Origin of the sequence: Phocaeicola coprophilus DSM 18228 = JCM 13818, assembly GCF_000157915.1 — a bacterium.
Taxonomy (GTDB): Bacteria; Bacteroidota; Bacteroidia; order Bacteroidales; family Bacteroidaceae; genus Phocaeicola; species Phocaeicola coprophilus.
Window position 1 is genome coordinate 57,715 of the sequence record NZ_EQ973628.1, and the last position, 11,387, is coordinate 69,101.

Here is an 11,387-nt window from a genome sequence, read left to right on the forward strand (position 1 = left end):
TATTCTCCAGTTTCCAGAACACGTAAAAGTCTTGCCTGAAGTTCAAATGCCATTTCTCCTATTTCATCTAAGAAGATGGTTCCGTGGTTCGCAACTTCAAATAATCCTTTTTTATCCTTTAATGCACCTGTAAATGCACCAGCCTTATAGCCAAACAGTTCACTTTCCAACAGGTCTTTACTAAAAGCAGAACAGTTTATATCTACAATAGGTTGTGATGCTCTTTGACTGGCTTGATGAATAGCATGCGCAAATACCTCTTTCCCTGTACCTGTTTCTCCTGTTAATAATACTGCAGCATCAGTTCTGGAAACTTTCTGCGCCAGTGTTATAGCCTGTTTAAGCTCGTTTGATTTTCCAACAATAGAGTCAAAAGAGTATGCTACAGAGGTAGTTTTTTTACCTTTCTTTTTTTCAGTTTCATCAACAGCACGATTTATAGTAGGGATAATCTTACGGTTATCGTCTCCTTTGGTAATGTAGTCAAAAGCTCCATTTTTAATAGCCTGTACTCCATCTTGAATATTTCCATGCGCGGTCAATAATATTATTGCAGCATCATTGGAGTATTTTTTTATATCAAAAATAAAGTCAACTCCATTACCATCAGGCAAAAACACATCACATAGAATAACATCATATTGTTGTTTGCGTAATTGCTGTAAGGCATCACTACAACAACTTGCAGTTGATACTTTATAACCTTCTAATTCTATAATTCGAGCTAATAATTTACGGATAGGTTCTTCGTCATCTATTAATAGAATTTGTACCATATATTGATTATTTATTTATAAATCTATTGTTAAATACAAAGATACGATTTTATTAGATATAAAAATATTTGTTATCTAACAAATCCAGATGCTTATACCCTTATAAGTATCTGGATTACCGCTTTATATCAATGATCTATTCAAAAATAGTCATACGAATGAATCATCAAAGTTATTATCAATTCCTTTAAAGATATAGCCTTTAAAATTACGTAGTTTTTAAATTTAAAGTCTCTAGTATTGGCTACTGGTTATCGGTACCTTGTCTGAAAACGGATACTATGCTCTTCAGAAATCTTTGAATACTGAATATTAGGAAAACATTGGAGCATCATAATCGGAATCGTTTCTTATATGCAAAGGTACTGCGGAGGAGAAGCGCCAAGTGACCTTACACTTTCAGTCGGAGTTTGTGCCTTATCAGGTATCTTCAGGAAAGCCAGCGGCTTTTCCAGGTAGCGTGCTGCCTTCTTTGCTGAATATGTCTTTTCCGGAACGACTTTCATTATATCTCATGCTGGTTAATCTTTTCGTTTATGGGATACAGCAAATGTAAATAACTGATTATTAGTATGGACAAACAAGGTTTCATAAATTACACTTCATCTTTTTCTCCTACAGGTCCAGGAAAGGCTGGAAATTATGCCAAAGCGATAGATATCCTTAATGACATTTTTTCTAATGTATCTATTAAGGATTATCCTGCTCATAATATTCCAAAAGGATGGGTAAAATATTCTGCTGATTTTCATATCCGAAACAATGTTCTTTCCTTATTTTTTCTATTTGCGTCAATCTTTCTGTATTAATTATACGACATAATCAAAGTACAGGACCTTTGATCGGTTTACTTTTACCTTCTTTTCCTGCTTTCCATTCATAATGTCAATGGCATAAGTCAGAAAGGCCACTGGGCAGATTTAGGTAGGACATAATGGTGAATCAGATCTGCTTACCTGAAGTCTGGAATCTTTGAAGCATACTCCAGAAGTCCGCTATTCCTGAACTTTCCTAAGGCAGTTCATTTGCCTTTCCTAAATTGTTTTTAATGTTGCGAGTAAGATATCTATATCAGGAAGTTATTCTCTTCACTAATGCTTATTTACCAGGTATAAACGTACTGTTGTCTTTTACGTACATCCCTTTACAAAAGATCGGATATCCATACGTTTCACCACTCATGAATGGATTATTCAGATAATTTTGCAAAGCTTCAAACGAATTACTGATATCGGCTGTTTGTCTTATATCAGAAATAGTGAGAAGAATAATTTGTGAATTATTCAGAACCTCCTCGTTTTCCTGTTTCTTTACAAAAGGACCTTTCAAGGAAGAAACGATTTCATTATAAGGATATTTACTTGCTATTAAGAAATAGGCACTGGTACCATAGGTCAGTGTACGTAGATAAACAAGATTATCTTTATTAGTCGGATTTTCAACGAATATTCCTTTTTCTGGTATATCCATTGAAACGGTAAAACCTTTGAAAATGACTTTGCCCAGACAAAGACTTACCGTGTTGTTTATATCAAATTCTTTATTACCCATTTTCTTCAGAATACTCGCAAAATTCTCATTATCATCGATATATAATTCTACATTCTCAAGACTTTTCAATTCTGTCAGTTTTGCGATATATGGTCTGGTCGGATATTTGAAATTCTGATATTCTTTCGACCTTATTACTTCCTTAATTATCTTATTATATTCATTTTGTCTGACATCATTCATCATCGCAATATAAGGCTCCGTAAAATCAAAACAGAGATTTATAGATTGCTTCTTGCCTGTTATTTCCTTATCAAAAGAAGTAGCAAAGGAATTTTCGGGAAATACAGCTCCGACATATATATACGGCGTGTTTGCAATATCCCACCAACCTTGAACTCCATTATATTTGCTGCTAATATCTATTTCATCTTCTTTACTGTCATCAATGAAAGTATCCCATACCAAAGTAGTTTTGACTACATTATCGTTAATTATTTCCAGAAGCTTATATCTGATATCATTGGCTGGCTTCGCAAGGATTGTTTTTTCTATTTTCAAAACATACTCATGTCCTTTCTCATAATTGAACCCAAGGATTCCATTCATGGCTACTTTTGAGTATTCAGACATGTTTTCTTCCTTCACCAACATACATTCTACCGGATTTTCACTGCCCACGGGGTATAAGAATCCGTTTCATTTGATACGTACATTTAGATGATCTTTATTTTGTCTGTAAGAACATCTTCTTTTTTACAACTGGCAATGCTGATTGAGCATAGGAATAAAAGTAATAGTCCTGTTAAAGTCTTAATCTTCATAATCAATGCTTATTTTTGTGTACATATAGTTACTATAATCTACTTTTAAGGTAAAAAATTAGATCTGTGAAATATGACCATATACACTATAACACTCAATGGCTGATAAACCACTATGCAAAAATGTTAAAGAAATCAAACTTATTGTCAGAATAAAGTCTTTTTCCTCATTGTATTATCATCACAAGATTCATCTAAAGATTTATCCAGACCAAATATTCCTTTCGGAGCCACCTTACGCCATGAATTGCCAAATTTCATATCCAGATAATCAAAAACCACCCGATTATAAGCTGTCAATATATGATTGGGAACACCCAGATAACAGTCCAGTGTTCCATCTTTCTTCAATGGATAAAAAGCGTCATAGCTCACACCGTACATCTTCCAGAAAAAGTGTGTACGGATTTTCTGTTCCTGTCCTTCCGGTATTACCAGGCGCAATTGGGGACGTCCTTTGACGATGTTTTCTTTCGACAGCTCCGGTGAACAGTCATATTTCAAAATATGATCATACCATAAAGGAAGCACCATCCGCAACGTGTCATTATGTGGTAAAGGAAGGGTTATTACCGTATCACAAGGGGCCAGTCCCACATATTCAGCTTTCAGATGATAAGTTCCAGCCTCCAGTCCCTTTATCCGGAAGCAGCCGGTGGAATCTGTCAGCCATCCCAGAAACGGCTGTCCTGCCATGCTCAGATTGGAACCAACCAGCACATCATGTACCACATCATAAGGAGGGCGTTGACGGACAGATTCACCATACACCCGACCGACAATTGTATATCTTGCAGAATCACCCTCATTATGCGTTATATCTTCTTTCAGCGGCATAGTAAAATACTGAAATTCTATAGTGTGCTTCCCGTTGACAAAAAGTACCTCCCATGGATAAATGGATCTAAGCGTTTCTTTGAGAGCAAGAACCAGCGGATGAGTTCCGTCGTCTGTCTTTTCCCGTAAAGAACGTATAAAGACAGAATGCACGTCACAATCCACGAAGCGCCCGTCTTCCGTCGTCTGGAAATCACTTATCGTAAAAACAATCCGTTCTCCCCGGTATTCAGGAAACCGCTTCCAGGGAAACCTACGCTCGATTTCTCCCTGTGCTTTCATCAGATTCAGTCCGGTTCTCCGGTAATTATGATAAGTCTGCGTTTTCAGCACTTTGCCGTTCCGGAGAGTCAGCACCCGTTCCGTTTCCATGTTACGGTTGAACCCATCATGCACGTATCTCACCAGATCTCCTTTTCCGGCCCGAAGCTCCCCACTGAACCAGCGGGCTTGAATCATTCCCGCCTGAAAATAGGCTGCAAAGAGCGGCTGCAACTCCTTCACTTCATACACCCGTGTAGATTCCTTTTTACTGACTTCATCGTAGATATCCGCTTCTACCCGTTGCAGGCAAAGATATCCGTCACGTATCTCCCAGAAAGCAGTATAGCCGCTATAATTGCCCGTAGACCAATTAATATTTTCCGGAAAAAAATCTTTCATCCGCATATATAGCAGAGAATCGTATCCTATGGGCTTTGCCATCAAATCCCATTCTTCTCCTTCCAGGCGGATTATGTCGCCTGATTGTCCCGTAGCTTTCACAGGTAAACCGACAAGCGAAAGTAAAATGGCGATCACTAAAATTCTCATACACATAGGCCTGTTTGCTTTAAGAACAAGATAATGCTCCTTAAAAATACGAAAAGTATTTTATTTTACAAAACCTTTTCGTATTTTAGTAGAAACTAAATCACTTGACTATGGGAACTTTAGGTTGTATCAATGATATGCAAAGGCGGGATAAAGAAAACCGTGAACTCAGGAAATTGGGCAGAGAACGCATAAAAGAGACCCGTACCAGACTCTCGAAAATTGGTAAGGGCACAAAACTGCCTGAAATTTCGGCAGAAGAAGTGGAAGAAATCCAAAGAAAGACAAAAGAAAAAACCGACATGGACAATGACAATCTGTTCAAAACCAAAATAATCATTGCAGTGTGTTTCTTATTCGTTTTTCTTCTGGGTTGTATTCTCTATTTATTATAGATTCTTTAATCAGTTTTTTTATTTACAGAGTCGCTTTTATGACTTAAATAGGGAAAGTATCACATCATGAAACCTAGATAGATGTATAAAATTATGAATGTGATGTATAAACTTACTATTCTTGAATAACAGTTTGTTGAGAAAGTATGGATTAATATATGTTTTTCCAAATAAATCATTACTTTTGCGGCATCTTTTGAAATCTGGCTCCAAAGAATAAATATATAGGCATTATTTAAATTACTTCATATGGATCCACTTGTTGGAAGGGAAAGAAGCCGGCCCGCCAACAAGAGCAGTAAATATAATCAGATTTATAAGTAAAATAAAGAAACACTTCAACGGCTAACGAGAAAAAGAACGGAATAATAAGAATGACGGAGACAAGAAGTACACTTGACTCCGGACAGAAAGGTTGGGAATATGTACTGAAAAACGAATAAACCTGGAATTCAATATGGTTGCATAATCTGCTTGAATTCAGTATTGACATAACTCTAATAATATGAAATGTATATTTTATTGTGCATCTTTGTTTCTTCTTGCTTCAGGCTCTGTTTTTGCCCAGAAATCAAGAATGAATGTCTTCCTGCAACAGAACGAATTAATGTTTAATGTTTCCTATAACGATCGTCCCGTTATAGAAAACTCATCTTTGGGAATCATCATGAACAACTGTCCGTATGGTAAAAATATTAAATCTTTTTCTGAGACGGAATCCTCTGATGAATCAATCAGAAGTTACCTGGCCAATGGAGTTCATAACTCATTCTATGTAGATATCAGAGAATTTGATGATGGTATCGCATTCAGATACCGGATACCGGCCAATGGGCCTAAATGTGTCTATGGAGAAAGCACTTCTTTTGTTTTCCCGTCAAACACAACTGCATGGTATGCAAGTGGACCGTTTCAGTATGGATGGCATCAGATTTATCAGGAACGTAAAACTGACAGCATCGAAGGAGAACTCCTTGCTCCTCCCGCTACGTTCCTGACTCAAGAGGGAATATATGCGGCGATCACGGAAGCTAACCTGTTTAATTTTCATGGGGCAGTCATGTATTGTACGGCCCCCAACAAAATACAATTTGGTTATGCCGACAATAAAGGCCATATCGAAACAGGCATTGAAACCGGTTTGCCTCCTGCCAAATATTGGCATGAAGCTGTAAGAAATAATCCCTGGATAGCTTACCCTGACAAGAATGAGATCAAGACTCCCTGGAGAGTTCTGATGTTGGCTGACGACCTGAATGGCCTGGTAAACAACAAAATCATTTCGCAGGTCTGTGACAAGCCTGATAACGCTCTTTTTTCAGACAGCAACGAATGGATAAAACCGGGAAGAGCTGTATTTACATGGCTGACCGAAGGAGGGGTTGAACGTCTGAGCGTTGCCAATCACAAAAAATATATAGACGGATGTGCCGAGCTTGGAATAGAGTCTGTCGTAGTAGATGACGGATGGGAAAACTGGGCTCAGACAGAAAAAGAAGCTAACGGACGTGACAAATGGGCCATGCTGAAGGAACTTGTTGAGTATGCAGACAGTAAAAATGTCAATATCTGGGTATGGCGCCCGTCTTCACCGCGCTATGGAAATAGAAGTGATATAGGTCTGGTTGATCCGGAAGAGAGCAAGCTTTATGGCGAAGTGTGCCGAAATAGGTGTTAAAGGCTTGAAGATAGACTTTTTCCACACGGAAAATCTTTTTACGGTCAGATTGATGGAAGAAATCCTGAAAGATGCAGCCAAAGAAAAACTGATGGTAATATTTCATGGCGTAAACAAACCGGCCGGTGAGTCATTCAAATATCCTAACTTATTGGCTAAAGAGGCGGTAAGAGGACTGGAATGTGTAGGCGGTGAAAGCAGTTGGGCACCCGGACCTGCGTGGCCATTCCATAATACGGTTCTGCCTTTTACACGCTGGCTGGCCGGTCCTGCTGATTATACTCCGCTTAACTTCAGAGCTTTCTGTCCGGAAGCCGTAACATTTACCCATCAGCTGGCTTCAATTTACATGTTTACTTCTCCGATGCTTATATTGGCTGCAGATATGGAGGATATGCTGAAATGTCCCGGACGAAGATTTATAGAAGAAGTTCCTGTGGTATGGGATGAGAACTATGTCTTGCCTGAGAGCAAGATTGGAAATCTTGCAGCAATCGCCAGAAAAAAAGGTGATATATGGTATTTGTCGGTATTAAATGGCGAACAGGAAAAATCCGTATCGTTAAATCTGAATTTTCTGCCTGAGGGTAAATATAAAATGGTCATAGCTTATGACAAAGGTAGAAAAGAAATCTTGATGGATACTAAAACAATAAAAAGTCTTTAAATATAAAGTTGCAGTCCGGAGGCGGGTATTTAGCCAGATTTGAACGGATCTGAAACAGAATCAACAGAGAAATACATGAATTCCTATTCAATCATTTATCATAGAATATGAAAAAAATTTATTCTTTTCTTTTTGTTATATGCACCTTCTGCGCTTCAGCCGGTGCACAGATTACAGAACGCCCGCGCCCGTCAGAATGGGATCAGCTTGTTGAGGGAGCCCGCTTTATAGACCGGTTTCTTCCAATGCCGGACGGAATAAAATCAAACCATCTTTGGGGAACCCAGTGCGTTCAGAACCGATATGTCAATAATGGGATAGAGGTTGACGGTATGTCGTTTTGGGGAGGAAACATCCTGCAATCAGCAGATGGAAAGTATCATCTTTATGTCTGCGGATGGCCGGAAAGTTCGCCTAAGGGACATATGTTCTGGCCGAATTCAACTGTATTCCATGCAGTAGGAGAGACTTTGTCGGGCCCGTATGTCATACAGAATTCTGTTGGAAAAGGACATAATCCCGAAGCTTTCCGCTTAGCCGACGGCAGAATCGTAATTTACGTGACGGGCGGGTATTATATTGCAGAAAATGAGAACAGCCCAATCTGGACCTACCAGCAATTTGAATTCGACCAGCGTGGCAGAAATATTATTGAAGGGTTATCGAACCTGACCTTCGCACGCCGTCCAGACAATTCATATTTAATGATATGCCGGGGAGGAGGGGTCTGGATCAGTAAAGACGGACTTTCGGCTTACCGGCAGATAACAGGGAAAAGGGTATATCCTGATATAGACGGACGTTTTGAGGATCCTGTAGTATGGAAAGACAGCCTTCAATATCATCTCATTGTAAATGACTGGCTGGGACGTATCGCATATTACCAGCGTTCCAAGGATGGCTTGCACTGGGTGACAGAACAAGGGGAGGCCTATATGCCCGGAATTTCTTACCATAAGGATGGGGAAGTGGAAAAATGGTTCAAGTATGAGCGCGCAAAAGTATTCCAGGACAGTCTGGGAAGAGCTGTACAGATGAACTTTGCCGTAATTGACACAATCAAATGGGAAGATTTGCCCGGAGACAAACATTCTTCAAAAAATATTTGCATCCCTTTGAATAAAGGCTTGTTATTGTCTGTATTGAATAAGGAACCGATCACCCCTTCTACCAGACGCATCGAACTTCGGATAAAGGCGGAACCGGGATTCAATCCGCACACCGATGTTGATGTAAGATCTCTTCGTTTTGGCTCATTTACGGAGGTTAATTTTGGCAGAGGATGTAAAGCCGTAAAGACACGGAAAGACGGAAAAGATCTGATTGTTGTGTTCAACGGAAAGGGGAGTGGCATTACTGCTGATGAATTTGCACCGAAGCTGATTGGCCGTAAGACCAACGGTGAACTGTTATACGGATATGCAGATCTTCCTTATGTGGATTATTCTCCTTCCATATTGTCAGCTGGTTGTCCGGTATATGATGCCGAAAAGAATACATTGAAAGTGAAAGTTACAAACTTCGGACTTTCTGCATCCCAGCCTGCAGAAATCGAAATCATCTGCTCCGGAAAGACAATAGCTAAAGGAAATGTCGGTTCTTTACAGCCTTATGAGGAAAAGGAACTTTCGCTGAAAAACTTACAGCAACAGAAGCCCCAGACTGCTTATGAAGTCGTTTTATCTGGTAATAAAAAAGAAATAGAACGTACATCATTCCAGATCTCCAGCAAACAGGAGAATTAAGCAGAACTTAAAAAGCCCTCGTTTCACTGAAATAATAACCGGTGAAACGAGGGTTTTTCAAATTCTAGCCGATAATCCATTTGCTTCCGGGAATCAGACTGATTAGCTTGGTAGTTACCACACAACAGACAAAACACAATACTGCCATGCAGGGAATAGTGACTGCAACCGGAAGAACAGGTTGTGCCGGGCCTTCCGGCATAAATAAAGGCGCAATGTTGGAAAGAAACAGAATATGCATCAGATACATGCCAAAGGTCAGTTTTGAAATACCTGTGATCCAAGGATGTGCTTCTTGTCTTTTAATGCAGGTGAACATCAGGAAGGCTCCAAAAGTAGCAAGCAAAACATTCGGAGTACAGAATTCCCATGACCATTCATAGCTGGGTGTCTGCATGACAATGCCTGGAACTCCTGCGTGCCAGGCTGACCACGCTGTAAATGCTGCACCGGCAACAAACGAGCCTATACCGACTTTCAGGCGTTTGGCCCGGTCCCATTTCAGATGCACGCGTATATAATGGGCCATAACCAAATAGCCCAGATAACCTGAACAATAATAGAACATTCCAAAATAAGGATTCCAGAAACAGGTTCCCCATAAATTAGAACTGACAAACCGGGTCAGCCAGGGAACAAGAGTAGACAACATAAAGAAGATGAGAAAAAGACGTTCTTCTTTGGCCGAAGCGCGTTCCAGCCACGGTGAAACTACCGGAATGATGAGATACAGTGAAATGAGCGGATACATAAACCACAAATGGCCGGCCATGGAAGGAAACGTAAATGGCAAAAGTCTGAAATCCTGCCAGGACTGTTCCCAGGTCATCTGTCCCCAGGCCAAAGGCAGGAAACAGTAAATTAACATGAAAAATACAAGAGGCGGAATGATGCGCTTGAATCTATGCTTGTAAAAATCGCTCATGGATACATTGGGTTTGACCGGTACCAGCAGGAATGCACTGACCACCATGAACAATGGCACGCTCATTCGCCCCAATGCGCCATCATAAAAGGCCACCCAGAAACGGTTGCTTTCATTAGCCAGCATAGTTGTATCTGCCGATATACAATAAAAATTCTCACTGGCATGTACCAGCATCACAAGAAAACAGGCAATAACACGAACATAATCGATGAATACGATTCTATTAGAGTTTTTCATTGGTGTAAGATTTAATCTGATATCAAATATTCAATTTTAATTTCCCCAAGTAAAGTTTATAAAGTGATGTGTTTCATCTTTACTTTGCAAAACTAGGAAAAAGATAACTAACCTGCAAAAGTTATTGGTATGACTTATGGCTTTTAAGATCATCATTCATCTGCCTTTGGCTTTTTTTGTTCTCCTCATCTTCCGGATCTGATCATTATTATACACTGTGAACCAGCATCTTGAAGTTTTTCCCTATTACAGATAGGAATATTCCCCCGGAAACATAGGAAAAATCATTCGGGAGTCTCGGATTCCTTGTCTATCTTTGCTTCATCGAAAACCAGAGGACACAAAGTCCTCACAATACAGGAAACCATGAAACGAGGAAAAAGTTATAGAATGATATGCGGGATGTTGATGCTGATCACTTTCGCGTTTGCTTTTCAGGCATGTGATTATGTAGGAGTAGAGATAGGTGTCGGTACAGATGCATATCGTGAAAATACAGACTACCTGTGCAGCCGTCCCTGGTCTGACGAATGGTATGATGATTATGGGACTTATTATTATCAGGAACTCAGATTTTACGGAAACAATACGGGAGAAGATTATCTGTATACACAGGACCGCCACGGATACATACAGGAAAGTGTGTACAACTTCACATGGGACTGGTTCAACAGTATGTATACCAGTATCCGGCTGACTTATGGCCCCGGTGATTACTCGTATATGGACAATATATCCATGGGAGGTAACCGTTTAAATTGTTTACTCGACGGACAGCCTGTCTATTTCATTGGAAAATAAGATTTTTAAGAACATTGTGTGAACAATTTGCGTGTGTCTTTGTTTATTGAATATAACATAAAAAGAGACTCATTCTTGTTTTCATTTTTAAGATAATTAATTTTTTGGTTTATTTATCGTGTAGCTGCATCTGCCTCAGGAACTGGTAGATGCAGCTTTTTTTCGGCCAGTCTCATTCCTGGGTTAGAAAGTAAC

The 11,387-nt window shown here is 39.6% G+C and carries 10 protein-coding genes; 6 read left to right on the forward strand and 4 right to left on the reverse strand.

What is annotated here, in order from left to right; all coding sequences use genetic code 11:
• A partial coding sequence (locus BACCOPRO_RS00205) for a sigma-54-dependent transcriptional regulator (RefSeq protein ID WP_008139754.1) occupies positions 1-776 on the reverse strand: 776 nt, incomplete at its 3' end.
• Between the two features lie 572 nt (positions 777-1,348).
• Between BACCOPRO_RS00205 and BACCOPRO_RS00210 the strand changes: the two genes are divergently transcribed.
• Positions 1,349-1,585, forward strand: coding sequence for a hypothetical protein (locus BACCOPRO_RS00210; protein ID WP_008139758.1), 237 nt, complete (start codon positions 1,349-1,351; stop codon positions 1,583-1,585).
• 289 nt (positions 1,586-1,874) lie between these two features.
• On the opposite strand, the gene BACCOPRO_RS00215 is transcribed toward BACCOPRO_RS00210, so the two are convergent.
• A complete protein-coding gene (locus BACCOPRO_RS00215) occupies positions 1,875-2,948 on the reverse strand; it encodes a DUF4377 domain-containing protein (RefSeq protein ID WP_156315642.1) in 1,074 nt (357 codons plus the stop codon).
• Between the two features lie 290 nt (positions 2,949-3,238).
• Positions 3,239-4,741 carry an FEKKY domain-containing protein gene (locus BACCOPRO_RS00220; protein ID WP_008139762.1) on the reverse strand — a complete coding sequence of 501 codons (1,503 nt, stop codon included), beginning with the start codon at positions 4,739-4,741 and terminating at the stop codon, positions 3,239-3,241.
• Between the two features lie 110 nt (positions 4,742-4,851).
• Between BACCOPRO_RS00220 and BACCOPRO_RS00225 the strand changes: the two genes are divergently transcribed.
• The 4 genes from BACCOPRO_RS00225 to BACCOPRO_RS00235 all read left to right on the forward strand — a co-directional run bounded on the left by BACCOPRO_RS00225 (position 4,852) and on the right by BACCOPRO_RS00235 (position 9,226).
• Positions 4,852-5,136 carry a hypothetical protein gene (locus BACCOPRO_RS00225; RefSeq protein WP_008139764.1) on the forward strand — a complete coding sequence of 95 codons (285 nt, stop codon included), beginning with the start codon at positions 4,852-4,854 and terminating at the stop codon, positions 5,134-5,136.
• A gap of 505 nt (positions 5,137-5,641) precedes the next feature.
• Complete coding sequence (locus BACCOPRO_RS18395) at positions 5,642-6,814, forward strand: glycoside hydrolase family 97 N-terminal domain-containing protein (protein ID WP_258460149.1); 1,173 nt, start codon at positions 5,642-5,644, stop codon at positions 6,812-6,814.
• On the forward strand, positions 6,786-7,481 hold the full coding sequence (locus BACCOPRO_RS18400) for a glycoside hydrolase family 97 catalytic domain-containing protein (RefSeq protein ID WP_008139767.1): 696 nt from the start codon (positions 6,786-6,788) through the stop codon (positions 7,479-7,481). Before BACCOPRO_RS18395 ends, BACCOPRO_RS18400 begins: the two co-directional genes overlap by 29 nt.
• A gap of 107 nt (positions 7,482-7,588) precedes the next feature.
• A complete protein-coding gene (locus BACCOPRO_RS00235; protein ID WP_008139769.1) occupies positions 7,589-9,226 on the forward strand; it encodes a CARDB domain-containing protein in 1,638 nt (545 codons plus the stop codon).
• Positions 9,227-9,290: 64 nt separating this feature from the next.
• Here BACCOPRO_RS00235 and BACCOPRO_RS00240 read toward each other — a convergent pair whose 3' ends face one another.
• Positions 9,291-10,391 (reverse strand): acyltransferase, encoded by a 1,101-nt coding sequence (locus BACCOPRO_RS00240; protein WP_008139771.1) that lies wholly within the window; start codon positions 10,389-10,391, stop codon positions 9,291-9,293.
• Positions 10,392-10,757: 366 nt separating this feature from the next.
• On the opposite strand from BACCOPRO_RS00240, the gene BACCOPRO_RS00245 reads away from it, so the two are divergent.
• Positions 10,758-11,192 carry a hypothetical protein gene (locus BACCOPRO_RS00245; protein ID WP_008139775.1) on the forward strand — a complete coding sequence of 145 codons (435 nt, stop codon included), beginning with the start codon at positions 10,758-10,760 and terminating at the stop codon, positions 11,190-11,192.
• The last annotated feature ends 195 nt before the right edge of the window (positions 11,193-11,387 follow it).

Bases quoted from the DNA above. Each gene is read 5' to 3' on its own strand.
- BACCOPRO_RS00220 (WP_008139762.1), bottom strand. From the start codon at position 4,741: ATGAGAATTTTAGTGATCGCCATTTTACTTTCGCTTGTCGGTTTACCT.
- BACCOPRO_RS00235 (WP_008139769.1), top strand. From the start codon at position 7,589: ATGAAAAAAATTTATTCTTTTCTTTTTGTTATATGCACCTTCTGCGCT.
- BACCOPRO_RS18400 (WP_008139767.1), top strand. From the start codon at position 6,786: ATGGCGAAGTGTGCCGAAATAGGTGTTAAAGGCTTGAAGATAGACTTT.
- BACCOPRO_RS00210 (WP_008139758.1), top strand. From the start codon at position 1,349: ATGGACAAACAAGGTTTCATAAATTACACTTCATCTTTTTCTCCTACA.
- BACCOPRO_RS00240 (WP_008139771.1), bottom strand. From the start codon at position 10,391: ATGAAAAACTCTAATAGAATCGTATTCATCGATTATGTTCGTGTTATT.
- BACCOPRO_RS00245 (WP_008139775.1), top strand. From the start codon at position 10,758: ATGAAACGAGGAAAAAGTTATAGAATGATATGCGGGATGTTGATGCTG.
- BACCOPRO_RS18395 (WP_258460149.1), top strand. From the start codon at position 5,642: ATGAAATGTATATTTTATTGTGCATCTTTGTTTCTTCTTGCTTCAGGC.
- BACCOPRO_RS00225 (WP_008139764.1), top strand. From the start codon at position 4,852: ATGGGAACTTTAGGTTGTATCAATGATATGCAAAGGCGGGATAAAGAA.